This window comes from Cetobacterium sp. NK01 (assembly GCF_024506395.1).
Classification (GTDB): domain Bacteria; phylum Fusobacteriota; class Fusobacteriia; order Fusobacteriales; family Fusobacteriaceae; genus Cetobacterium_A; species Cetobacterium_A somerae_A.
This window is the reverse complement of sequence record NZ_JANIBO010000001.1, coordinates 456,914-482,379: the sequence shown is the minus strand read 5'-3', so window position 1 is coordinate 482,379 and position 25,466 is coordinate 456,914. Positions and strand designations below refer to the sequence as shown.

Sequence of the window (25,466 nt, the reverse complement as noted above, 5' to 3'; positions counted from 1 at the left end):
TAATTTATTTAGAAACTATTTGGAGTAAAATAGTAAGGAGAAAGGTAAAATGATAAAAGTAGGAAAAAGACAAACATTGAAAATTAACAATTTCAGTAGTAAAGGTGCACATTTAGATGCAGGAACTGGAGATACAAAAGATAATATTCTTTTGCCAAATAATGAATTAGAAGGAAAAGTATTAGATATTGGAGATGAATTAGATGTAATGATATACAGAGATTCAGAAGATAGATTAACTGCAACTTTAAGAAAAACTGCTCTAACAGTTGGAACAATAGGGAAGTTATACGTAACAGATATAAATGAAAAATTAGGAGCATTTTTAGATTGGGGTTTAAAAAAAGAGTTATTATTACCTCATGCACAAATGGTAGGAGATGTAAAAGCAGGAGATGAGGTTTTAGTAGGAATATATGAAGATAGTAAAGGTAGATTATCTGCAACAATGAAAATATATAGCTTTTTAATGCCTAATAAAGACTATAAGAAAAATGATTTTGTAGAAGGAACTGTGTATAGAATAAATCCTGAAATTGGAGTATTTGTAGCAGTAGATAATAGATATTTTGGATTGATACCAAATAGTGAATGTTTTAGAAAGTTTTCTGTAGGAGAAGAGATTCAAGCTAGAATTATTAGAGTAAGAGAAGATGGAAAATTAGATTTAGCTTTAAGAGAATTAGCATTTGTACAGATGGATAAAGACGCTGAAGCTATTATAAGTAAAATGAAGATATTAAAGTCACATTTCAGATTTAATGATGATAGTTCTCCCGAGGCGATAAAAGAGTATTTTGGAATAAGTAAAAAAGCTTTTAAAAGAGCAATAGGTAGACTTTTAAAGGAAGAAAAAATTGAAAAAACAGAAGAAGGTTTTTTTAAATTAAAATAAAAGGGGATTTTATGGAAGGGAAGACTATACAATCTATCCAGAGAGCAATCGATATCATGAACTGCTTTAATGAAGAGGTTCATGAACTTTCATTGAAAGAAATTAGTGAAAAAGTAAATTTGAGTAAAAGTACTGTTCATGGAATAGTATCAACACTTTTAAAAAATTCATATTTAGAGCAAAGTGAAAAAAACAGCAATTATTCATTAGGACCTGCATTTATAGAAAAAAGTTTTATTGTAAATGAAGATGTTTTAATAAAAAATATAGGTCATAAATATTTAGTTAAGATATCAGAAGAATTTTCAGTAACAGTTAATTTATTTCTTTTTAAAAGAGAGCATTTAAAACTAATTGATAGAGTACAATCAGATTCTATGTATTATACAATAAGTACTTCGGTTACTAAAATACCATTAAATGCCTCAGCATCAGGAAAATTAGCATTGGCTTATTCTAAAGATGTAAATATTGATAAAATATTTAATAAAAACTTATTGCATAAATATACAAATAGTACAATAATAGATAGAGAAACACTAATAGAAGAAATATATAAAATAAGAAGTGATGGGTATTCGCTAGAGAGATCAGAAGTTGAACTAGGAATATATTGTATATCTGTTCCAATTTTTAAAGTTAATAATGTATTCGTTGGAACAGCTTCTATAATGGCTACAAGAGAGAAATTAATGCATATTCTTCCACAATTAGCACCCAAAATGGTTGCAATGAGCAAAAAAATATCGTTCGAATTAGGAGCACGAGAGGAGTAATAACTCCTCTTTTTTATTTTCTTGTTGACAAAAAAATAAAAATAGTATATTGTAAATATAACAATTTTTTATTAAAGAATGACGTTCGACAATGTAGAACAAAAAAGGGAGGATTTATGAACAACATGCTGGAAATTTTTGGACAATTTTGCTTTACAGAGGATAAATTAAAAAGCAGAATACCAGAATCGTATTTTAAAGAGTTTAAAAAAGTTCAAAATGGAGAAAAAGAGTTATCTATAGAACTTGCAGACTCAATAGCAAATGCAGTTAAAAATTGGGCTACTGAAAATGGAGCTACTCACTTTACTCATTGGTTCCAACCATTAACAGAGTTAACTGCTGAAAAGCATGATTCATTTATTTCTATGTCTTCAGATGGAAGTTGTGTTTCGCAATTTTCAGGAAAAGAGCTTATAAAAGGAGAAGCAGATACATCATCATTTCCAAATGGTGGAGTTAGATCAACTTTTGAAGCAAGAGGTTATACGGCATGGGATTGTAAATCACCAATGTTTTTAAGAGGAGAGGGATTGTCGAAATCATTATATATTCCAACAGCATTTATAGGATATAATCAAATGGCTTTAGATAAAAAAGTACCATTATTAAGATCAATAGATTTTATATCAGAGCAAGCATTAAGATTAAAAAAAATATTAGATCCAAAGTCTAATGTGACATCAATAACAAACACTTTAGGTTTAGAGCAAGAATATTTTTTAATAGAGAAGAAGTTTTGGGAAAAACGTCAAGATTTGATGCTTTCAGGAAGAACGATATTTGGTTCATTACCACCAAAGGGACAAGAATTAAACGATCATTATTACGGAAGTATTAAAGAAAAAGTTGAAAGAGTAATGAATGAAATTGACGCAGAATTATGGAAAATTGGAATAATGGCTAAAACAAAGCATAATGAAGTAGCTCCAAATCAATTTGAAATTGCACTTATGTTTACAACTGCAAATGTTGCTGTTGATCAAAATCAATTAACAATGGATATAATCAAAAAAGTTGCAGACAGACATAATTTAAGCGCACTTTTACATGAAAAGCCATTTAAAGGCGTAAATGGTTCAGGAAAACATTGTAACTGGTCATTGTCAACAAATCTAGGAGAAAATTTATTAGATCCATCTTCTTTATCAAAAAATAATCTTCAATTTTTAGTGTTTTTAACAGCAGTATTAGAAGGAATAGATAGATATGCTGATGTCTTAAGAGCTTCTTGTGCAACACCAGGAAATGATCATAGATTAGGAGGACATGAAGCTCCACCAGCTATAATTTCTGTATTTATAGGAGAAGAATTAGAAGAAATATTAAAAAATATTGGAAAAATTGTTCCAACTAATGAAGCACAAGAAAATATGGAGTTTGGTGTAAAAAATTTCACTAGAATACCAAAGGATATATCAGATAGAAATAGAACATCACCATTTGCTTTTACTGGAAATAAATTTGAATTTAGAATGCCTGGATCAAGTGCATCAGCATCAACTCCAACATTTATAATAAATACAATAATAGGTACAATAATAAAGGAATATGCTGATTATTTAGAAACTAAAGAACCTAAAAATTTAAAAAAGGATATAATTGAATTAATAAAAGATAGATATGAAAAACATAAAAGAATTCTTTTTAATGGAAATGGATATGATGAAAGTTGGAAAGTTGAAGCAGAAAAAAGAGGATTAAAAAATTTAAAAAATACTTTAGAGGGATTAAAAATATACAAGCAAGAAAATATAGTTGAATTATTTAAAAATGCAAAAGTTTTATCTCCAGAAGAGTTAGAGGCAAGATATTTAGTTTACTGTGAAAGATATATAAAACAAATTAATATAGAAGGAAGCTCTATGATTCGAATAGCTAGAAATGAAATATATCCGTCTTTAATGGAATATGCTTCTAAAATATCAAATAGTATACTTTCATTGAGAGAAGTTTTAGGAGATGACGAGTTTTTAGCAGTAGATAAAGCTCACTTAATAAAACTTTTAGCAGGAAAAAATCGTTTGAAAGATTATTTAGCTCAATTAGAATCTCAATTAGTAGTAGCTAATGAAATAGAAGATTTATATGAAAAGGTAGTGTATTTAAATAAGGAAATTATACCTTTATTAAAATGTTTAAGAGATATTATAGATCTGTTAGAACATCAGGTTGAAAAGAAAATTTGGCCAGTACCAACATATGAAGATATGTTATTTAAATTATAAAAAATAAAAAAGCCAGAGTTTTAAAACTCTGGCTTTTTTAATCTAACTATATTGAGCTTTTAAATTATGCTTCTTTAAAACATGTTTAATAGCCTCAAGAGCTGCAATAGTACCATCAGATGTAGCAGTAGTAACTTGTCTAACATGCTTAGATCTAACATCACCAGCAGCGTAAATTCCTTCAATAGATGTGTGCATAGATTCATCGGTGATAATATATCCATGTTCGTCTAATGAAGCAACTTCTCCATAAAGTTCTTTAAGAGACTTTGTACCTAAATAAAGAAATGCAAATTGTGTAGGTAAAGTTTGATGAATACCATCTACCTTAACAATAACTTCTTCTACAAATTCATCACCTTTTATTTCAATTAACTCACTAGAGTAATACATTTTAACTTTTTCATTAGTCTTTAAATTTTCCATAAGAGCTTTATCACAATTATCATCACAATTATCAGTTATAAACATGTGAATTTCTTTAGAGTATTTTGTTAAGAATAATGCTTCTTCTGCAATCTCTTTTCCTTTACCAAAAAGAGAAACAGTCATATTTCTGGTAAAAGCTCCGTCACATGTGGCACAATATGAAACTCCTTTACCTAAGTACTTTTCTTCTCCAGGGAGTTTTTTAGCTCCATTTTTAGCCCAACCACTAGCTATTATAACAGTTTTTCCTGTAAAATTTTCTTTATCTGTTTTAACAACTTTATACTCACCAAATAAATCAAAGGCTAAAAAAGTAGCTTCTACAAATTCTACATTAAATTTTAAAGTCTGCTCTTTCATTAAAGTATAGATCTCTTTACCTGTAGGTGATCCTAAAATACCTGGATAGTTTTCGATCTTATGAGCCATAAGAAGACTACCTGTATTTGGTTTTTCAATAACTAAGACAGAAAGATTAGATCTTCCAGCATAAAGAGCTGAAGTTAATCCAGCAGGACCAGCTCCAATAACAATAACATCATAAATTTTATTCTCCATATTAATTCCTCCTAAAACATTCCTTGGGATTTTAATACTCTTTTTTCCTCTCCTAAAAGTGTAGGTTCGGTATGGGCACTATACACTATAGTATCTTCTGGATAATTCTCACAAATCTTTTTTAAACTTTTTTGTAATTGTGATAAGCTTCCAGTAGGTAAATCATATCTACCATAACTTCTTCTAAATAGTGTGTCCCCTGAGATCATAAAATTAGATTCTCTGTTATAGAAACATTTTGAACCAATTGTATGACCAGGAGTATCAATAACTTCAAATCCAAAAATAGAGTCTCCTTCTTTTAAAGGAGTAAAGTCACCTGTATATGAAAAATCATAGCCTTGAATAGCGTAAGATAAATTTAAAGAAGGATCAGTTAAAAATTTTTCTTCCTCTTTTCCAATGTAAATTTTAATGTCAGGAAAAATATGTTTTATTTCATTTATTCCACCAATATGATCTCCATGACCATGAGTAAGAATAACATTTTTTAAAGTTAAATTATGTTCTTTTATAAAAGATAAAATACTTTGCAATCTTGAATCACTACAATCAAAAAGTGAAGCCTCGTTTTTATCATTCCAAACTAAATAACAGTTTGTCATATAGCTTCCCAAAGGAAAGGCTTTAATTTTCATTAAAATTACCTCCAATATAGTCTTTTTCTTAATTATACATTATTTTAGTATTTTTTTCTATGAAAATATTTATTTAGAAAAAATTATGAATATGAATATAGACAGAAGAATTAGATTGTTATATTATATGTTATAAAATATATTTAAGAGGAGAAGAAAATGAAGATAGAACATAAAGAGATTTTAAATAAAAGTCTAAGAATCTCTATCTCTGTTTTTTTATGCGTGTTTTTATTAAAAGTATTATTGAATGTAAATCCATTTTATGCAGCGATAGCAGCTGTTTCATGTTTACAAGGAACAATTAGAGATTCATTTAGGGTAGGTATTGAAAGAGTTATTGGAACTATTTTTGGTGGAGTAATAGGTCTATTTGCAATTTATTTTATAACTACAGAATCAACAGATTTTAAAGGAAGTTTTGTAATGGCCCTATCTATGATTATAATTATTTTAGGGTGTACATATATATTAAGAAAACCTTCATCAAATACCATAGCATGCATTGTATTTTTAGGGATTACTACTAATATGGAGGGAAGAGATCCATATTTTTGGGCAGGAAAAAGAATTTTAACAACTATTATTGGTGTAATAATAGCTTTAGCATGTAATTGGATACTGAGTGGTGAATATAAAAAACTAAAAAGAAAAAAGTAGAGTTTATTATTTAAACTCTACTTTAAAAATTTATTTTTTTACTAAACCAATTCCATCTCCAAAAGGTAATAAAACAAAATCATGATTTTGATAAAGGTAACTTATAAATTCATCCAGTCTTCTAACAATTGTTTTAAATCTTTTAGGATATTCCTTATAAAGATATCCTCTAAACATAATATTATCAATAAAAATTATACCATTTTCTTCAAGTCTTTCAAAAGAATCATTAAAAAACTCCATATAATGACCTTTTGAAGCATCTATAAATATAAAATCAAATTTTTCATTAAGTTTTTTAACTTCTTCAACACCGTCTCCTAAAATAAGGTTAACAGAATCCAAAAGATTTGCTTTTTTAAAGTTTTCAAAAGCTTGATTATACCTAGTTTCATCAATTTCAATAGTAGTTAATTTACCACCATTCTTTTTAGCAATTTTTCCCATAATAGTTCCAGAATAACCAATTGCAGTTCCGATTTCAAGTATATTTTTAAAGTTATGACTAGAAACTAAAAATTCAAGATATTTAGCAACTTCTTTTGTAACAATAGGAACATTATATTCTAAAGCAAAAGCCTCCATCTCAAGTATTAAAGAATCTGTCTCTACTATTTTGTCAATAATATATTCATTAGCATTTTTTAATTCATCTAACATTATTCAAAATCCTTTCGTAATTTAATAATATAAAAATTGTCTAAAATTTCCTCTTTATAGTCGATTAAAAATCCTCCGATACAATCAAAATGTCCATTTACATTTTCAGGGAGAGAAATTTTTAAAACAGAGAAATTTTTATGATTATTTAAAAATTTAATAATATTATCAGTATTTTCTTCTGAAAATATAGTACAAGTACTATAAACAATTTCTCCTTCTACCTTTAAAGTACAAGCAGCAGACTCTAAAATCTCATACTGTAAAGCTGAAAGTTCTTTAACATTAGCCATGTTTTTGTTGTACAAAGCTTCAGGTTTTTTTCTAAGAACGCCATAACCACTACAAGGAGCATCAACTAAAATCTTATCAAATTTTTGACCCTGTTCTTTAAGTTTACGTGCATCTAATTTAATAGCCTTTACATTGGTAATACCTAATTTCTTAAGATTTTCATCAATAATTTTAATTTTATGTTGGTGAATATCTAAAGCATAAATTTCACCAGTATTTTTCATAAGTTCACTTAAAACTGCAGTTTTACTTCCAGGAGCACTGCAAGTATCAACTACTTTTTCTCCAGGTAAAGGATTTAAGATTTTAGCAGCAAGATAAGAAGAACCATCTTGAGCTATAATTTTCCCTTCTTTAAATTCAGGTGTATGTAGAATAATACCTGAATCAATATAATAAACAGTATCTACTTTTTTTATAATATCAATTTTTAAAGTTTTTAAAAGTGCTTCAAACTCACTTTCAGAATACTTTAATTTGTTAACTCTAATACTTAAATATGGAATTTTTTTTAGTGAGATTAAAATAGATTCAGTGTTTTCTTTATATTCTTTTTTAATTTTATCATAAAACCATCTTGGATAAGAATATAAAATATCTAATTTATCTTCGTTTTTAAGATTTTTTATCTCTTCATCTTTATCTCTTAAATAACTTCTAAGAACACCATTAACAAATTTACTAACCGGAACTCCAAATTTCTTTTTAGTTAATTCGGTAGCTTCCCAAGCTACTCCTTTATCGTCACTATTCATAAAAGTGGCTTGGTAAATAGAGATTTTTAATAAGTTTTTAATCCAATTTTTTTTTATAGATTTTGTTCTTTTTTCTAATTGATAATTTAAATAGATATCATTTCTAATAACTCCGTAGAAAACTTCAGTTATAAATCCACGTTCTCCTTTACTTAAGTTATTTTTAGAAAAATATTCATTTAAAAGTATGTTAGAATATTTTCCTTTTTCAAATTCATTTAAAACTTCTATAACTCTTTGTTTAATATTCAATATAATCTCTCCTAATCTACATAACTTTATATAATTCATCACTTTCTGGAGGACTAATCTCTAATCTCTCCCCATTTTTAATAAGAACCTTTTCTTTTGCATTAGTAAATTTACCAATATCAAAAGCTTTAATATTGTTATCTTTTAAATTATCTAATAACTCAGTAACATTGTTTTTATCTACAACTATAAGCATTGTTCCACTAGAAATAAGTTTTAAAGGGTCTATTTTAAAATATTTACAAATTTCTTTAGTGCATTGATGGATAAATATTTTATCATAAAAAATTTCTAATCCAAGATCATAAAAACAACTTGATTCCCAAAGAGCTCCTAATAAGCCTCCTTCAGTAACATCATGCATACCTTTTGAAAACTTATTAGCTAAAATACCATCTTTTACAACACTAGTTAAATCAAGAAGAGATTTAGCTTCTTGGAGAAGTTTTGGAGAAATTATATCACTAAGCTCATCCTCTTTTTCAAAAGCTATGATTCCAGTTCCCTCAATTCCAATACCTTTAGTAATAACTATTCTGTCTTCAGCTTTAATAGTGTTTCTTTTTTTAAAATCAATTTTTTTTCCAATACCAATTGAAGTAGCAGATATAACTATTTTATTAACAGCAGCAGTAATTTCAGTATGTCCTCCAATAATTGAAACATTAAGCTTTTCAGCTTCTTCTTGAGCTTCTCGCATAATTGCTGCAATTTCATCTTTTTGAGTATGAGGAGGAGCTAAAATAGTAAGCATTATACCAGTAGGAGAAACCCCCTCTGTAGCAATATCATTACAATTAATATTAATTGCCAATTTACCTAATCCACTATTAGATCCTGTAATGGGATCAGTGGATAAATAAACAATATCATCTCCAACTTCAATAGCAGCACAATCGCTACCAATTTCTCCAAAAGAAAGTATCTTGCTGTTAGTATTTTTAATATTATCAAAAATTAAATTTTTTAAATCTGAAATAGTAAGTTTACCAATTTTCATATTTATCCCTCACATGTAGTAGAATTTTATAATATATTATACTATATTTTACAAAAATAAAAAACCCTTACTTATCAGTCTAAGTAAGGGAATAAAAAAAATTTTAAAATAGTCCTGTAATAATACCATTTTCATCAATATCTATAAGTTCAGCAGCAGGTACTTTTGGGAGACCTGGCATATCAATTATCCCACCAGCCATAGCTATAATAAATCCAGCACCGGCAGCTAGTTTAATTGTATCAATTTCAACAGTAAAATTAGTAGGTCTTCCTAAGAGATTTGCTTTATCAGAAATTGATTTCTGAGTTTTTGACATACATATAGGAAGATTACTATATCCAAGTTCTTCTAGTTGCTTAATTGTTTTATTAGCAGAGTTAGAGAATATAACTCCATCAGCTCCATAAATTTCTTTACATATTTTATTAATTTTATCTTTTATAGGTAAATCTAATTCATAAAGAGGCTCATACTTTGTAGTATTTTCTTCTAACTTATTAAGGACTAATTTAGCTAGTTCTTCTCCACCTTCTCCACCTTTAGCCCAAACTTCACACAAAGCAACAGGAGCATCTAGGTTTTCGCAATGAGATCTAATTAGATTAATTTCCGCATCAGTATCAGTTATAAATTTATTAATAGCTATAACAACAGGTAAATTAAATTTTTTCATATTTTCAATATGTTTATCTAAATTAGCTAAACCAAGTTTCAAAGCTTCTAAGTTTTCTTCATTTAGAATTTTAGCACCACCGTGATGTTTAAGTGCTCGAACTGTTGCTACTATAACAACACAATTAGGATTTAAGTTTCCTTTTCTACATTTTATATCTAAAAACTTCTCAGCTCCTAAATCAGCAGCAAATCCAGCTTCTGTAACAGCTACATCAGAAAGTTTTAAAGCTAGTTTAGTAGCAAGAAGTGAATTACATCCATGAGCAATATTAGCAAAGGGACCACCATGAATAATAACAGGAGTATTTTCAAGAGTCTGTACTAAATTAGGTTTTATAGCTTCTTTTAAAAGTGCAGTGACAGCACCTGATATTTTTAAGTCGTTTATTGTAAGAGGTTTATCATTATAGTCATATCCAAATACAATTTTTCCAATATTTTCTTTTAATTCTTTTAATGAATTAGATAGACAAAGAGTTGCCATAATTTCAGAAGCAACAGTTATTTGAAAAGAATCTTGTCTGGGGTAACCATTAGCCTTTCCACCAAGACCTATAACAATATTACGAAGGTTTCTATCGTTCATGTCAACTACTCTTTTCCAAGTGATTTTAGTATTATCGATATTTAAAATATTACCTTGTGTAATGTGATTATCGATGCATGCAGAAACAAGATTATGTGCAACACCGATAGCATGAAAATCTCCAGTGAAATGTAAATTGATATCTTCCATTGGAATAACTTGAGAATAACCTCCACCAGTAGCACCACCTTTCATTCCAAAAACAGGCCCTAATGATGGTTCTCGAAGTGCTGCAACAGAGGAAACACCTAATCTATTTAAAGCTTGTGTTAGCCCTACAGTAACAGTTGATTTTCCTTCTCCAGCAGGTGTAGGTGTAATGGCAGTAACAAGAACTAGTTTTCCATCCTTTTTACTAGAAAGCTCATCTAATAAAGAAAGATTAAGTTTAGCTTTGTATTTTCCATAAGTATCGTAGTAATCTTCACCAATGTTTAGCTTAGAAGCTATATCAGAAATTTTTAATAAATTTGCTTCTTGTGCAATTTGTATATCAGTTTTCATAGACCCCTCCTAAATGAATAAATGTTCCAAGGTAACTTTGATTAAACCTTTTCATCAGTATAATTGTACCTTAAAAGAGCGAAAAAATAAAGGTTAATAAATAACAAAATAAAAATTGATTTTTTTTAATAATAGAGGTATATAAGTATGAAAGAGCACATTTTTATTAGGTTAGGTTAGTAGAAAGATGTTGTTTAATTTTTAGGACAAGGGGGTACTATGATTAACAAAGAGGATATTTTATTAGCTAAACAAGGAGATATAGATTCTATAGAAAAAATAGTCACAGAGTATAAAAATCTTATATATATAAGAAATAAAACTTTATTCTTAAAAGGTGCTGAAAGAGAAGATTTAGTACAAGAGGGAATGATAGGGCTAATGAAGGCTATTAAATCTTTTGATGAAAATAGAAGTGCTTGTTTTAGTACCTTTGCTTCACTTTGCATTAAAAGGCAAATTATAACAGCTGTAAAAAATTATAATTCAGAAAGAAATAAAAATTTAAATAGTGCAATGCAAGGAGAGGGATATTCTGAGTTAGAAGATCTTATTAGATACAATAATCCATCTTTAAAATACTATACTCCAGAACAGATTGTTATTGGAAAAGAATTGATGAAGCTTTTAAAAAGATATTTAAAAGAAAATTTAAGTGATTTAGAAAAAGAGGTTTTTGCTTTCATGGTAAAAGGATATGGTTATTTAGAGATAGCTAAGAAGTTACAGAAAGAGCCAAAAGCAGTTGACAATTCCATTCAACGTATAAAGAAAAAAGTATTTATTTTTTTAGAAAAATATAATAAAAGTTGACAGAAGTGGTAGAAATTGAATATAATATGTGAAATTTATATTTTAACTAAAGGGAGAAAGTAATGATATTAGAAACAATAAAGAGTCAAAAAATAACTTTTGAGCAAAAAGTTGTAGCTCTAGCAAGATTAGCTGAAGGAAGTATTGAGGTTTTAAATAAAAGCGACGCTTTAAAAAAGTATATTGAAGATGGAATAATATGTGATTTATTTGAAGGAAATGCTCCATATAGACCAAGATATATAGTACCAGATTACAATGTATTTATGGAACAAGGAAGTAAGTTTTTAAATATTGAAAAACCAACAAATATTTGGGAAGCTGTTCATGGGCTGTTAATTCTTTATAAACATGTTCCATCAATAACAACAATGCCTGTTTATCTAGGAAATATTGATTATTTATTAGAACCTTTTATCAAAGATGAAAATGAAGCTTATCTAGCAATAAAATTATTTTTAAAACATATAGATTCAACAATAACAGACTCTTTTTGTCATGCAAATATAGGACCAAAAGAAACAAAAGCAGGAATATTAATTTTAAGAGCGATGAGAGAGTTAGAATTACCAACACCAAATTTAACAATTAAATATACAGAAGAAACAACAGATAAAATTTCAATAGAAGCTATTAAAACAGCTTTAGTAACAGCTAAACCAAGTTTTGCTAATGATAAAATGTTTAGAGAAGACTTTAATGGAGAATACGGAATTGTTAGTTGTTACAATGGGTTAAAAGTAGGTGGAGGAGCAAATACTTTAGTAAGAGTTAGACTTGGAGCTCTATCTAAATTAGCTAATTCAAAAGAGGAGTTTTTAGAAAAAGTTCTGCCTGAAGTTTCAAAAGAAATGTTAGAGTATATTGATGAAAGATCTAGATTTATTATAGAAGAAAGTGGATTTTATGAAAGTAGCTTCTTAATAAAAGAGGGGCTTTTAGAAAAAGAAAAATTTACAGGATTATTTGGTTTTGTAGGGTTAGCTGAGTGTGTTAATAACCTTTTAGGAGCTACAGATAAAAAAGAGAGATTTGGTTATTCTGAAGAAGCAAATAATTTAGCTTTAAAAATAGTTGAAACTATGCACAACATAATAGCAAATCATAAAACAAAATATGCTGGTGAGTTTTTTGGAAACACACATTTATTGCATTCTCAAGTTGGAATCGATACGGATAGAAATGAAAGTCCAGGATGTAGAATACCAGTTGGTGAAGAGCCAGAAATATTTGAACATATAGTTCAGTCAGCACCATTTCATCAATACTGTCCAAGTGGAATAGGAGATATTTTTGTATTTGATGAAACATATAAGTCTAATCCAGAAGCTATTTTAGATATTATAAAAGGAGCTTTTGAAACAAATTTAAGATTCTTTTCATTATATAGTGATACTTGTGACGTTGTTAGAGTAACAGGTTATCTTGTGAAAAGATCTGAAATTGAGAAATTAGATAAAGGTGAACAAGTTTTAAGAGATACGACTATTTTAGGAAAAGGTGCTAGAGATAATGCTAAGGCTTTAGGAAGAAAATTAAGAAGTGAATAAAATGAAGTTAACAGGAAAAATAAATAGGATTATAAAATTTTCAAATGTTGATGGTCCAGGAAATAGAATGGCTATTTTTTTTCAAGGATGTAATTTCAATTGTGATTATTGTCATAATCCAGAAACTATAAATATATGTAAGAAATGTTATGCTTGCATATCCAAATGTCCTACAAGCGCTTTATTAAAAAATGAAATGGGAAATATAGTATGGAATGAAAAATTATGTTGTGAATGTGACGAGTGTATAAAAAGCTGTGGGTTTAACTCATCTCCTAAAGTTAAAGAATATTCTATAGATGACTTATTAGAAAGTATATCTAAAGTTAAAAGTTTTATAAAGGGGATAACTGTTAGTGGTGGAGAGAGTACATTACATTATAAATTTATTACAAAGCTTTTTATTGAAGTGAAGAAAAGATGGCCAAATTTAACTTGTTTTGTTGATACTAATGGAGGAGTTAATTTACAGGATGAAAACTATAGAGAGTTTGTAGAAAATACAGATTCATTCATGCTTGATGTAAAAGCTTGGGAAAAAAATGAGCATTTAGAATTAACAAGCAAAAATGTAGATATTGTTATTGAAAATTTATATTTTTTAAGAGATATTGGAAAACTATTTGAAGTTAGAAGTGTAGTAGTTTCTGAAAAATTAAATAATAAATTAACTGTTGAAAGTGTTTCTAAAGCTATAGGAAAAAAAGATATAAGGTATAAAATTATAAAATATAGACAGTTTGGAGTTAGAGAAGAAAAAAAAGAAAAATTATTTTCTCCTAAGGATGAAGAGTTAAAAGAATTAGCTAAATTAGCAGAAGAAAATGGAGTAAAAAACACCCTAATAATATAGGGTGTTTTTTTAATTAAATTTATATCCAAAACTAATTTGGAATAAATAATCATGAGATTCTTGAGCTTTTGAGATATTAAATTTAATTGGACCAATTAAGCTTTTATAGTTTAAACTAATTCCAGCACCTTGAGAATAATCTTTCCAAAGAGTTGAGTTAGCATCATTATTAAAACTTTCATTGGCAAATTTATAAGTTGCAAAATCCCAATTGGCGCTTAGATATAAATTTTCTATAAGTTTATGTTGAATACCTAGACTAATACCGAAAAGAGAAGATAGATATTTCTCTTGAAAATAATACCCACTAAAAGCAAAAGTACTATGTTCTAAATCATCTGATAAACCACCAAGTTTTATATATTTATCAGGAAGTATATCATCGCCAGTTATATTACCACCAAAAAACTTAGCAGTAAGACTGGTGTTATCTGTTACTGGCAAATAATTGGATGACATATAATTAGTAGAAAAGAAATTAAGATTATCTTTTCCTAAATTTCCTCCCCACCGTTGAGAGATTTCTCCTTTAAATCCTTTTGTTGGAAAAGTTATAGAGTTTGTTTTATCCCAGTTAATATTAAAGAAAATATCACCATAACTTTTAGAGTATTCAATAGATGAATCAAAAATATTTCTGATTTGAGGATCTAAATTAGCATAGTTTAATGAGGCACCATAAGAAAGTAAAAACAAATTAGAATATTGAGTAACAAAAGCACCTTCTAATTTAGTAACTTGGCTTTTATAACTACCTATTTTATTTTTATTGTGATAAATGAAGAAAGGACTTTCTTCATAGCTGATACTACTTAAAATTCCAATTTTATTTGAAACACCATAGTAAGAGAAGTTTTTTAAGTCTAATCCTAAATAATCACCAAAAGTTGCTTCTATGGTAGATATACTTCCAATTTTTCCAAAAGAACTAATATCTGTACCTATAGAAAAAGTAGTACCATAGTCAGTTTGATAATCCACACCTAATCCAACTATATTAGTTGGGTTTTCTTCAACTTGGAGCTTTAAAGTGTTTCCTTTAAAAGTATAGTAAATTTTATTAACAAAATTTAAGCTATATGTTTTTAACATCAATTTTTCTAGAGTATCTGGACTTACATTAGTTCCAATAGAATCTTTAAAAATTGTTTCTATAATTTCTTTATGATTATTATTTGTAGTTTCAGTTACAATATCAATATTTTCTAAAACGAAATTATTTTTATATTGAAGAGAGCTTTTTCTTTTATTTTGTTTAGGAGTAAAAGCAAGTATTTTATCTATTTCTTTTTGCGCAGCAATTTCTCCTAAGGCTTCTATTTCTTTAAAACTATTAAAATCAGTTGTTTTAAAGTTTGAAATATCAGGATCTATAAGAATTGTAGCTAAATCTCTTTGTTTTTTGGTTGAGCTAGTACTTTGAATAGCAACAATTTGATCAGCAACACTTAAAATGTCATAGTCTTCTTTTTTTTGGAGAGAAGTACCTACATCAACACCAATAACGATATCAGCGCCTAAGTTAAAAGCATCTTCAACAGGCAAGTTTCTAGATAGCAAACCATCTACATAATAGTTATCTCCAATTTTCACAGGATCAAAAATAGTAGGAATAGATATGCTTGCCGTTATAACTTGTGCTAAATCTCCACTATTAAAAGCTTTGGCTTTTCCAGTATTTAAATCAGTAGCAATAATTTCTAAAGGAATGGGAAGCTTTTTGAAATCTTTTGTTTGTTCTACATTCCAAAGAAGATTTTTTAATGTTAAGTATATTTTTTGAGTATTTCTAATACCCTTAGGAAGTGCAAAGTTAAGAGAGTTATCATATTTTAAAGAAAGATTATAATCTTTCATCATAGAACGCTGATCAATAGATATATCAGTGAGATTAGGACTATCGTTAAATGTCTCTTGCCAATTAATATCTAAAACTAACTTTTCAATTTGTTCTGGAGTATAGCCAGCTGAATATAGGGCTCCTATAAGGGCTCCCATACTAGTACCAGTTATATAATCAACTTTTATGTTATTTTTTTCTAAAACTTTTAAAACTCCAATATGAGCAAATCCTTTTGCACCACCACCACTTAAAACAAGACCAATTTTAGGTTGCTTTTCCTCTTCTTTAAATTTCTCAATTTTTTTAGCTTCAAGTTTTTTTATTTGACTTTGTAAAGTTTTAATTTCATTTTTTAAACGTTCAATTTCAATATCTTCAGGAGATTTGCAAAAAACATTTGAAAAAATATTAAGGAATAATAAAAAAGTCAATAAAAATAGCTTTTTCATCATTAATCCTCCCTATAGATTTTATTGAACTCTTCAAAAAAGTTTGGAAATGTTTTAGAGACACAGGAAGGATCTAGAACTTTAATATTAGGAACTTTAAGTCCAATTAAAGATAAAGACATAGCCATACGATGATCATCATAAGTTTCTAAAAAATCTCCTTGATACATTTCTAAAGGTTTTGGATTTATTAAAAATCCATCTTTAAATTCAATAAAATCACCATTAATTTTCGAAATCTCATTTTTTAAAGCAGAGATTCGGTCGGTTTCTTTTATTCTCATATTTTCAACATCCCAAACTTTGGTAGGAGTAGTTGCAAAAAGAGCAACAGCAGCTAAAGTTTGAGCAACATCAGGAATATCATTCATACTTAATTGTATTCCTTTGTAACTTGAAGTGCCCTTAACAGTAATAGAGTATTCTTTAAAGTCAAGAATAGTTAATCCCATTTTTAACAATACATCTAAGAATTTTGAATCTCCTTGAATACTATTTTTGAAAAAATTGTTTAATGTAATGGTAGAATTACTAATTAATGACATAGCTAAAAAATACGAAGCAGATGACATATCACCTTCAATAAGATATTCTGATAAATTATATTCTTTTGGAACGATATTAATTGAATTCTCCTTAAGAGTAAAACTAGCTCCAAAATCTTTCATCATTGTTAAAGTCATATGAATATAAGGTTTAGAGACAACTTTTCCAATAAAGGATATATCAATTGGATTTTTAAAATTAGGAGCAGCCATAAGAATTGAAGAGATATATTGGCTACTTTTACTTCCATCAATTTTAACAGAAGTAGCCCAAACTCCGCTTGATGTAATTCTAATAGGAGGATAACCAAATTTATTTAGATATTCTACTTTAACTCCAAGCTGAGTTAAAGAATCAGCTAAATCTTTAATAGGTCGTTCGTTCATACGGGAATTACCATGTAAAGTAGCTGTTCCAGTTCCTGTGGCAAGATATGAACTTAAAAATCTCATAGCAGTTCCAGCATTTCCAATATATAAATCGATATTGTCATATTTTGGATTTTTATTACCAATAATTTTTAAAATCTTGCTAGATTCGTTATATTCTATTTTATTGCCTAAACTTCTTAGAGCTTTAATCATATATTGAGTATCATCGCTAAGAAGTATATTTTTTAAGGTTATAGTTTTTCCAGAGAGAGCTGAAAGAATAAGGGCTCTATTAGTAATTGATTTAGAGCCAGGAATATCAATTGTAGCATTAAAATTTGATATTGGTTTTGGTTGGAAATAGTTCATTGAAAATTTCAACTCCTTATAATAAAATTTAATTATATTATAACAATTTTTATATAAAATTAATACAATAAAAATATTCTTTTTGTCACTAGAAGCAAATTGACAAAACATTAAATAAGGGGTATAATTACCCTAAAAGTTTAATAAGACTATATATTTTATAGTTTGGAGGAAAACACTATGGAAATGAAAGATATAATAGAAATGGTAAATTATTATTCTAATCAAGCTAAAACTAGAGAATTAACAGCTCAAGAAAAGCTTGAAAGAGAAAAGTATAGAAAGTTATATTTAGAACAGTTTAAAGCACAAGTAAAACAGAAATTAGACAGCATCGAAATTGTCGATGAAACAAAGATGATATAGGGGGCAAAATGATGAAACAATTAGTAAAAACTCTTTATAGAGAAACTGAAAAATATTTAGGACAAGAGGTAGAACTATCAGGTTGGGTAAGAAAAATAAGATCACAAAAAAACTTTGGATTTATAGAGTTAAATGATGGAAGTTTTTTTAAAGGAGTACAAATAGTATTTGATACAAATTTACCAAATTTTGATGAAGTTTCAAGATTGTCAATATCATCATCAGTAATTGTAAAAGGAGTTGTTGTTGAATCTCAAGGTGCTGGACAAACATTTGAGGTTCAAGCTAAAGAAATTGAAATTTTTCAAAAAGCTGATTTAGATTATCCTTTACAAAATAAAAGACATTCTTTTGAGTTTTTAAGAACAATAGCGCACTTAAGACCAAGAACTAATACTTTCTCAGCAGTATTTAGAGTAAGATCAGTTTTAGCTTATGCAATACATAAATTCTTCCAAGAGAATGGATTTGTATATACTCATACTCCAATAATAACTGGTTCAGATTGTGAAGGAGCAGGAGAGATGTTTAGAGTAACAACTCTAGATTTAAATAATGTTCCAAAAACAGATGATGGAAAGGTAGATGTAACAAAAGACTTCTTTGGAAAAGAAACTAATTTAACAGTAAGTGGTCAGTTAAATGGAGAGACTTATTGTTCAGCATTTAGAAATATTTATACTTTTGGACCAACTTTTAGAGCAGAGCAGTCAAATACATCAAGACATGCTGCAGAGTTTTGGATGATAGAACCTGAGATAGCTTTTGCAGATTTAGAAGGAAATATGGAATTAGCTGAAGCAATGGTAAAATATGTAATCAAATATGTTATGGATGAATGTCCAGAAGAAATGGAGTTCTTCAATCAATTTATAGAAAAGGGATTATTTGATAAATTAAATAATGTATTAAATAATGAATTTGGAAGAGTTACATATACAGAAGCTATTGATATATTAGTAAATTCAGGAAAGAAATTTGATTATCCAGTTAAATGGGGAATTGATTTACAAAGTGAACATGAGAGATTCTTATCAGAAGAACATTTTAAAAGACCAGTTTTTGTAACAGATTATCCAAAAGAAATTAAAGCATTTTATATGAAGTTAAATGAAGATGGAAAAACTGTAAGAGCGATGGATTTATTAGCTCCAGGAATAGGAGAAATAATTGGTGGTTCTCAAAGAGAGGATAATTTAGAAGTTTTAGAAGAAAGAATGGCAGAGGTAGGGTTAAGTGCAGAGGATTATGGATTCTACCTAGATTTAAGAAGATTTGGAAGTTTCCCACATTCAGGATATGGATTAGGATTTGAAAGAATGATAATGTACGTAACAGGAATAACAAACATAAGAGACGTAATTCCTTTCCCTAGAACTCCAAATAATGCAGAGTTTTAATTTTGAGGAATATGAATGATATTAGAAATACTAGTTTTTCTAGTTTTTATTTCTTTACTTTTTTATATAGTGACATATCCATATAATTTTAAATTAGAGAGAAAATTAAAAAGAGTTCTTAATTTTTCTCAAATTGAAAGAGTAGAAGATACAAAAAATAAATATTTTAATTATTCTAATAAAGAATTAGAGGATAATTTTGACTTAGAAGAAAGATATTTAAAAAGTAAGTATACAATCGAGAAAATGAGAGTATTAATACTGAAACCTAAAAAAATGAAAAAAAATCCTTTATGTTTAGTTTTGTTTCATGGAATAAGAGATAAAGCAGAAGATTGGATATATAAAGCTAAATTAAGAGAAAATTACTTGAATTTAAAAAAATCAGGAAGAGTAGAAGATATAGTTTTTATTCTTCCTGATTCAGGTTATAAAGGTGAAAGTTGGTATACAAATTTTTATAAAGATAAAGATCATCAATATGAAGAATTTTTCTCAAAAGATTTGACAAGTTTTATAGAAAAAGAATATCCTAATTCTAAAAAAGGAATAGGTGGATTTTCAATGGGTGGATATGGAGCGCTAAAAATAGGACTTAAAAATTTAGAATCATATGATGTTATTGCAAGTTTTTCAGGTGCTGTAAGCTTAATAAGAATGAGTATTAATCGTAGAGTAATGAGAGTTTTTAGATATTTGTATGTCCCAAGATTTTTATTTAATGATGTAAATAAAGCTCATTTTGTAAAAGTATTTAGTCCTTGGGGATATAAAATTTTGAAAAATGATCCATATAGTATAATAAAAGTTACTAATCCTAAGAGATACGAAGGAAAAAAATTCTATTTAAGTGTAGGCTCAGAAGATAAAAAACCTTATTTAATGTTTCAACAATGGTTAGATGTAGTTGGAAGAGCGAAAAAATATAATTTGAATTTTAAAGGTAAAATATATGAAAATGAATACCATACTTGGGAATATATATCTAAGGATATATATAACTTTTTAGTATTTTTTACAGATGAGATAAATATAGAAAAAAGGAAGTAGATACAATGAAATACTTGTTACTTTTAAGTATGTTGTTATTTTCAGGATGTTTTTCTTTAGGAATAAAAGGTGAATATAGAAGTTACCAAAAAGAGTTTTATGATATGGTTTCAAAACCTTTTAATGAAAAAGAAAGACAAGAGTTAGAGATGCAGTTTAAAAAATTAAAAAGTAAAGTATCATCAGGAGATTACTCAAAGAGTGAAAAGGAAAAATTTGAAAAAGATATTAACTATTATTTAATGGTTTTAGATGATCTAAAAGACTAGAGCTTGAGATAACTCAAGCTCTTTTTTATTTTTAATTTATTTTGAAAAGGTGGTTCATCTTTTCTCTTTTAGTTTTTAAATAGTTAGAATTACAGCTATTCGAAGGGAACTCTATATGAGTTCGATTACTTATATCTATGCCATATTTCTTTAAGTCATTTATTTTTTTTGGATTATTAGTCATTAAATTAATGCTTTTTATATCTAGCAATTTAATCATTTGAGCAGCAACTGCAAAATCTCTAAGATCAGGATCAAAACCTAGTAAAGTATTAGCTTCTACTGTATCTTTTCCTTGAGCTTGCAAATTGTAAGCTTTTATTTTATTTAAAAGACCAATTCCTCTTCCTTCTTGTCTCATATATAAAAGTACACCAGAACCATTTTCAGCAATATTTTTTAAAGCTTTATCTAACTGACTTCCACAATCACACTTTAATGATCCAAAAGCATCCCCAGTTAAGCATTCAGAGTGGACACGTAAAAGAACGTCCTCTTTGTTTTTTATATCTCCAAAAACTAAAGCAACATGCTCTTTATGATCGATAGTGTTTGAAAAACCAATTAATCTAAATGTACCGTGTTTTGTAGGTAAAGGTGCTTCACAAACTAATTCAGTTTGAAGCTCATTTGTTTTTCGGTAATTTATTAAGTCTTCAATTGTAATAATTTTTAAGTTGTGAATTTTACAAAATTCAAGTAAATCTGGAACTCTTGCCATTTCACCATTTTCTTTTATAATTTCACAGATAACACCACATCCATTAAAACCAGCTATTTTAGCAAGATCGACAGAAGCTTCAGTATGTCCAGGTCTTTCTATTACTCCTCCATTTTTAGCTATTAGAGGAAATATATGACCGGGTTTTTTAAAATCACTACCTGAAGTTGCCTTAAAAGCTAAATCTTTAATAGTATTATATCTATCTTCTACTGAAATTCCAGTGGTAGTTCCTTTCACAGAATCAACAGAAACTGTAAAAGCAGTTTGATGTGAATCGCTATTATTATAAACCATAGGATTCAACTCTAACTCCTTAGCTCTTTTTTCTTCAATAGGAACACAAACTAATCCTCTACCATATTTAATCATAAAATTAATACTTTCTTTAGAGATAATATCCCCTATTCCAACAAGATCTCCCTCATTTTCTCTATCTTCATTATCAACAACAACAACTAATTTACCATTTTTCAAGTCATTAATTGCTTCTTCAATTTTATTGAACATATTTTGCCTCCTTATTAATTAGAAAAATCCATTTTCAGCTAAAAAATTTTTAGAAATATTAGATGAAGGTTTTTTTAAAGTTTCCTCTTTTGATAAAAGAAGTTTTTCAAGATGTTTCCCAATAAGATCAGTTTCTACATTAACAAAATCTCCAACCCTTTTAAAACCAAGGGTAATAGATTTTTGAGTATGTGGAATTAAAGATACAGTAAATGTATTTTCTGATAAGGTAGCTACTGTTAAACTAGCACCATCTAAAGTTATTCTTCCCTTATAAACTATATATTTCATAAATTCTAAAGGAATTTCAATTGTATATTTTTTTGCAAAACCGTCATCGGCTATAGATGAAATTTTCCCATAACAGTCAACATCACCTGTAACTAAATGGCCTCCTAAAAAAGATTGTAAAGTTAAAGATTTTTCTAGATTAACTAAATTTCCAATTTTTAAATCTTTTAAAGTAGAAACTTTTAAAGATTCATTCATAATATTTGCGGTAAAAGTAGTATCAGAAAGTTTGACTATAGTTAAACAAACTCCATTTGTAGCAATACTATCTCCAATAGATGCATTATGCAAGACTTTATCACAAGATATAGTTATATTAGCACCTTGTGGAGTTTTATCAATAGATACTATTTTTCCAAGTTCCTCAACTAAACCGGTAAACATCCATCCTCCTTATAAAACTCAAATCCGACATTATTATCATAAAGATTTATTTTTATATTTTCTAAAGCGATACTCTCATCAATCATAAGAGGAGAGAATCCACTTAAAAATGGAATAGCAAAATCATCTCCTAATATTTTAGGGGCAATTATAATTTCTCCCCCATCGTAAAGATTTTCTTTAAAAAAAGATGAAATTACACTAGAACCACCTTCAACCAATATAGAATCAATCCCAAAAGAACCTATTTTTTTTAAGATGTCTTCTAAAGTTTCATTTTCAGAAAAAGTTATAAATTTTATTGAAAAGTTATTTTTCAAAAGTTTAAATTTTTCTAAATTAATATTTTTATCAGATGTAATAATAATTGTTTTTCTATCACTGTTATTATTTATTATACTATATTTTTCTGATATAACTAAATCTTTATCTAAAATTAATCTAACAGGATTACGATTACCTATGTTTTTACATTTAAGGGAGGGATTATCTTGAATAACTGTATTAGAGCCTACTAAAATCCCAGAAAAAAAATTCCTATAACTTTCAACTCGAGCCCTAGCCAAAGAATTTGTAATCCATCGTGAAGAAAAATTTTTAGTAGCTATTTTTCCATCTAGTGTAATTCCAACTTTTATAAAAATATAAGGAACTTTATTTTTTATATATTTAAAAAAAATTTTATTTAAATCTTTAGCTTCTTTTTCTAAAATACCAATAATAACTTCAATCCCAGCATTTTGTAGCTGTTGTACTCCTTTTCCACTAACTAATGGATTTGGATCAAGTGTGGCAATGACACATTTTTTTATTTTAGATTTAATTATAAGCTCTGTACAAGGAGGAGTTTTTCCATAGTGAGAGCAAGGCTCTAAAGTAACATATAAAGTAGATCCTTCGGTAATATTAGCTTTGTTTATAGCATTAACTTCAGCATGAGGACCACCATAAAATTCATGATGACCAACAGCTAAAATATTATTATCTTTAACAAGAACAGCACCAACAAGTGGATTAGGATTAACAGCTCCTATTCCTTTTTTTGCCTCATCAATAGCTATTTTCATAAAGTGATTGTGCATAATTAAGCCTCTGAAATACTTTTTATTAAATTAACTGTTTCAATAGCTGAAAGACCAGCTTCAAATCCTTTGTTTCCTGCTTTTGTTCCAGCTCTTTCAATAGCTTCTTCAATAGAGTTTACTGTTAATACTCCAAAGATTACAGGAACGCCAGAATCTAAAGAAATAGAGGCTACTCCTTTAGAAACTTCAGAACAAACATAATCAAAGTGAGGAGTAGCTCCTCTAATTACTGCACCTAAAGCAATAACAACATCGAATTTTTTAGTCTCAACCATTTTTTTTGCAATAAGCGGAATTTCAAAAGCTCCTGGAACCCAAGAGATATGTATATTTTCTTCATTAACTGAATGTCTTTTTAAAGCATCAATAGAACCAGATAAAAGTTTAGAAACAATAAACTCATTAAATCTAGCACATACGATACCAACCTTTAAATTTTCTCCTATAAAATTTCCCTCATAAATTTTTACCATTTTTAGTCCTCCTCAAATTTTTTATAAAAAAAAACCGAAGATAGACTTCGGGCTTAAAAAATAATAATTTAGAAATTTGTGCATAAAAAAAACACTTCTTCCATCCAGACTATACTGTCGGTTTTGGAGTTTCACCAAATCAAACCCGAAGGTTTCGCGGACTATCACCGCCGGTCGGGAATTGCTTAAAAGCTCACCCTGCCCTGAAGTTTATCTATCATATTTTATTATTGTTGATTTGATTATAAAACATTAAGAGTTATTTTGTCAATAAAATTATTTGTATTTTTTATTTAGAGCTTTTATAATAGCAAATGTTTCAAGATCAAAAACACCATCAACTTTTCTAGGTCTAAAATGCATTTGAAATGCAGAAACTACTTTTTTACTAGATAAATCCCAAGTGTCAGTAGTATTGATATCATAACCATATTTACGTAACTCATCTTTTAAGTCCTTGACAGAATATGATTCAAAAGTATTTTGTGAATAATAAAGATTAAAATCTTTTGCTTCGAACCAAGCACCAACACCATAACGATCGTGGAGATGTTTCCATGGAAATTTTGGACCAGGATCAAATTTTCTAGTCGGGGCAATATCAGAGTGACCTAAAATATATTTAGGATTAATCTTATACTTAACAGTAAGCTCTTTTAAAAGCATTCCTATTTTAAAGATTTGAGCGTCATTATATGGATAAAACATAGTTGTATCAATAACACCTTCTTTTAAATTGGTCATTTTTTGCTTGCTAGCACTAGAATATCCTAAATTAGATATTTCAATTCCAACTGAATTATCATTTAAATTTTTGTAACCATCAAAAGAACTTGTTCCTGCATGCCAGGCTCTTTTTGTATCAGGCACTAAGGAATATACAGGATCGTATCTTTCTTGAGTAACTAAATAATGTGAACTAACATTATTTTTTGTTAAGGCAGTGATAGAACGCGCATCGTTTAGAGCTGTGTAATGCAAAATAACAAATCTTACTCTTTCATTGTATGAATTTGATTTGTATTTAGACGAATTAACACTGTATTTTAGCGATGTGCACGAAGATAAAACAAGGGTTAAAAGTAAAAAAACTATTTTTTTAATCATATAAAGAACATCCTTTCCTTTGGTATGATTTGATTATATAACAAATTGTCAAAAAAATCCAAAAAAACCTAAAAAACATTTGAAATTAATTGGTTTATATGAT

General features: G+C 28.0%; 24 protein-coding genes and 1 riboswitch. Of the genes, 11 read left to right on the top strand and 13 right to left on the bottom strand.

The window, feature by feature from the left end; all coding sequences use genetic code 11:
- Positions 1-49: 49 nt before the first annotated feature.
- From NON08_RS02345 to NON08_RS02335, 3 genes are all read left to right on the top strand, one after another.
- Positions 50-895 carry a S1 RNA-binding domain-containing protein gene (locus tag NON08_RS02345; RefSeq protein WP_256689918.1) on the top strand — a complete coding sequence of 282 codons (846 nt, stop codon included), beginning with the start codon at positions 50-52 and terminating at the stop codon, positions 893-895.
- Positions 896-906: 11 nt separating this feature from the next.
- Positions 907-1,671, top strand: coding sequence for an IclR family transcriptional regulator (locus tag NON08_RS02340; RefSeq protein WP_256689917.1), 765 nt, complete (start codon positions 907-909; stop codon positions 1,669-1,671).
- Between the two features lie 116 nt (positions 1,672-1,787).
- A complete protein-coding gene (locus tag NON08_RS02335) occupies positions 1,788-3,899 on the top strand; it encodes a glutamine synthetase III (protein WP_256689916.1) in 2,112 nt (703 codons plus the stop codon).
- 42 nt (positions 3,900-3,941) lie between these two features.
- Here NON08_RS02335 and NON08_RS02330 read toward each other — a convergent pair whose 3' ends face one another.
- Both NON08_RS02330 and NON08_RS02325 read right to left on the bottom strand, forming a co-directional pair.
- Positions 3,942-4,886 carry an NAD(P)/FAD-dependent oxidoreductase gene (locus NON08_RS02330; protein WP_256689915.1) on the bottom strand — a complete coding sequence of 315 codons (945 nt, stop codon included), beginning with the start codon at positions 4,884-4,886 and terminating at the stop codon, positions 3,942-3,944.
- Between the two features lie 11 nt (positions 4,887-4,897).
- On the bottom strand, positions 4,898-5,524 hold the full coding sequence (locus NON08_RS02325) for an MBL fold metallo-hydrolase (protein WP_256689914.1): 627 nt from the start codon (positions 5,522-5,524) through the stop codon (positions 4,898-4,900).
- Positions 5,525-5,683: 159 nt separating this feature from the next.
- Between NON08_RS02325 and NON08_RS02320 the strand changes: the two genes are divergently transcribed.
- Positions 5,684-6,184, top strand: a complete 501-nt coding sequence (locus tag NON08_RS02320) for an FUSC family protein (RefSeq protein WP_256689913.1) — start codon at positions 5,684-5,686, stop codon at positions 6,182-6,184.
- A gap of 30 nt (positions 6,185-6,214) precedes the next feature.
- Here NON08_RS02320 and NON08_RS02315 read toward each other — a convergent pair whose 3' ends face one another.
- The 4 genes from NON08_RS02315 to NON08_RS02300 all read right to left on the bottom strand — a co-directional run bounded on the left by NON08_RS02315 (position 6,215) and on the right by NON08_RS02300 (position 10,913).
- Positions 6,215-6,844, bottom strand: a complete 630-nt coding sequence (locus NON08_RS02315) for an O-methyltransferase (protein WP_256689912.1) — start codon at positions 6,842-6,844, stop codon at positions 6,215-6,217.
- A complete protein-coding gene (rsmB, locus tag NON08_RS02310) occupies positions 6,844-8,145 on the bottom strand; it encodes a 16S rRNA (cytosine(967)-C(5))-methyltransferase RsmB (RefSeq protein ID WP_256691211.1) in 1,302 nt (433 codons plus the stop codon). Before rsmB ends, NON08_RS02315 begins: the two co-directional genes overlap by 1 nt.
- Positions 8,146-8,161: 16 nt before the next feature.
- Complete coding sequence (locus NON08_RS02305) at positions 8,162-9,145, bottom strand: AIR synthase family protein (RefSeq protein WP_256689911.1); 984 nt, start codon at positions 9,143-9,145, stop codon at positions 8,162-8,164.
- 103 nt (positions 9,146-9,248) lie between these two features.
- A complete protein-coding gene (locus NON08_RS02300) occupies positions 9,249-10,913 on the bottom strand; it encodes a formate--tetrahydrofolate ligase (RefSeq protein WP_256689910.1) in 1,665 nt (554 codons plus the stop codon).
- 219 nt (positions 10,914-11,132) lie between these two features.
- Here NON08_RS02300 and NON08_RS02295 point away from each other — a divergent pair, with 219 nt between their 5' ends.
- The 3 genes from NON08_RS02295 (at position 11,133) to NON08_RS02285 (ending at position 14,129) form a co-directional block, all read left to right on the top strand.
- Positions 11,133-11,726 (top strand): sigma-70 family RNA polymerase sigma factor, encoded by a 594-nt coding sequence (locus NON08_RS02295; RefSeq protein ID WP_256689909.1) that lies wholly within the window; start codon positions 11,133-11,135, stop codon positions 11,724-11,726.
- 62 nt (positions 11,727-11,788) lie between these two features.
- Positions 11,789-13,276 (top strand): YjjI family glycine radical enzyme, encoded by a 1,488-nt coding sequence (locus NON08_RS02290; protein ID WP_256689908.1) that lies wholly within the window; start codon positions 11,789-11,791, stop codon positions 13,274-13,276.
- A gap of 1 nt (position 13,277) precedes the next feature.
- Positions 13,278-14,129, top strand: a complete 852-nt coding sequence (locus tag NON08_RS02285) for a YjjW family glycine radical enzyme activase (RefSeq protein ID WP_256691210.1) — start codon at positions 13,278-13,280, stop codon at positions 14,127-14,129.
- 9 nt (positions 14,130-14,138) lie between these two features.
- Here the strand turns inward: NON08_RS02285 and NON08_RS02280 are convergent, their stop codons facing one another.
- The gene (locus NON08_RS02280; protein ID WP_256689907.1) at positions 14,139-16,421 is read right to left on the bottom strand and encodes a patatin-like phospholipase family protein; all 2,283 of its coding nucleotides are present in this window, start codon (positions 16,419-16,421) and stop codon (positions 14,139-14,141) included.
- A gap of 2 nt (positions 16,422-16,423) precedes the next feature.
- Positions 16,424-17,707: a 3-phosphoshikimate 1-carboxyvinyltransferase gene (gene aroA / locus NON08_RS02275; RefSeq protein WP_256689906.1), complete on the bottom strand. Its 1,284-nt coding sequence runs from the start codon at positions 17,705-17,707 to the stop codon at positions 16,424-16,426.
- Between the two features lie 180 nt (positions 17,708-17,887).
- On the opposite strand from aroA, the gene NON08_RS02270 reads away from it, so the two are divergent.
- The 4 genes from NON08_RS02270 to NON08_RS02255 are packed head-to-tail and all read left to right on the top strand — an operon-like array spanning position 17,888 to position 20,792.
- Complete coding sequence (locus NON08_RS02270; RefSeq protein WP_256689905.1) at positions 17,888-18,073, top strand: DUF896 domain-containing protein; 186 nt, start codon at positions 17,888-17,890, stop codon at positions 18,071-18,073.
- Between the two features lie 8 nt (positions 18,074-18,081).
- The gene (gene asnS / locus NON08_RS02265) at positions 18,082-19,473 is read left to right on the top strand and encodes an asparagine--tRNA ligase (RefSeq protein ID WP_256689904.1); all 1,392 of its coding nucleotides are present in this window, start codon (positions 18,082-18,084) and stop codon (positions 19,471-19,473) included.
- A 15-nt stretch (positions 19,474-19,488) separates the two neighbouring features.
- The gene (locus NON08_RS02260; protein WP_256689903.1) at positions 19,489-20,523 is read left to right on the top strand and encodes an alpha/beta hydrolase; all 1,035 of its coding nucleotides are present in this window, start codon (positions 19,489-19,491) and stop codon (positions 20,521-20,523) included.
- 5 nt (positions 20,524-20,528) lie between these two features.
- Positions 20,529-20,792 (top strand): hypothetical protein, encoded by a 264-nt coding sequence (locus NON08_RS02255; RefSeq protein ID WP_256689902.1) that lies wholly within the window; start codon positions 20,529-20,531, stop codon positions 20,790-20,792.
- Between the two features lie 31 nt (positions 20,793-20,823).
- Here the strand turns inward: NON08_RS02255 and NON08_RS02250 are convergent, their stop codons facing one another.
- The 5 genes from NON08_RS02250 to NON08_RS02230 all read right to left on the bottom strand — a co-directional run bounded on the left by NON08_RS02250 (position 20,824) and on the right by NON08_RS02230 (position 25,363).
- A complete protein-coding gene (locus NON08_RS02250; RefSeq protein ID WP_256689901.1) occupies positions 20,824-22,023 on the bottom strand; it encodes a bifunctional 3,4-dihydroxy-2-butanone-4-phosphate synthase/GTP cyclohydrolase II in 1,200 nt (399 codons plus the stop codon).
- 18 nt (positions 22,024-22,041) lie between these two features.
- A complete protein-coding gene (locus NON08_RS02245; RefSeq protein ID WP_256689900.1) occupies positions 22,042-22,698 on the bottom strand; it encodes a riboflavin synthase in 657 nt (218 codons plus the stop codon).
- Positions 22,683-23,780, bottom strand: coding sequence for a bifunctional diaminohydroxyphosphoribosylaminopyrimidine deaminase/5-amino-6-(5-phosphoribosylamino)uracil reductase RibD (gene ribD / locus NON08_RS02240; RefSeq protein ID WP_256689899.1), 1,098 nt, complete (start codon positions 23,778-23,780; stop codon positions 22,683-22,685). The genes NON08_RS02245 and ribD overlap by 16 nt, the downstream gene beginning before the upstream one ends.
- A gap of 2 nt (positions 23,781-23,782) precedes the next feature.
- The gene (gene ribE, locus NON08_RS02235; protein WP_256689898.1) at positions 23,783-24,256 is read right to left on the bottom strand and encodes a 6,7-dimethyl-8-ribityllumazine synthase; all 474 of its coding nucleotides are present in this window, start codon (positions 24,254-24,256) and stop codon (positions 23,783-23,785) included.
- A gap of 88 nt (positions 24,257-24,344) precedes the next feature.
- Positions 24,345-24,471, bottom strand: a riboswitch (FMN riboswitch).
- Positions 24,472-24,532: 61 nt separating this feature from the next.
- The gene (locus NON08_RS02230; RefSeq protein ID WP_256689897.1) at positions 24,533-25,363 is read right to left on the bottom strand and encodes an N-acetylmuramoyl-L-alanine amidase; all 831 of its coding nucleotides are present in this window, start codon (positions 25,361-25,363) and stop codon (positions 24,533-24,535) included.
- Positions 25,364-25,466: the final 103 nt, after the last annotated feature.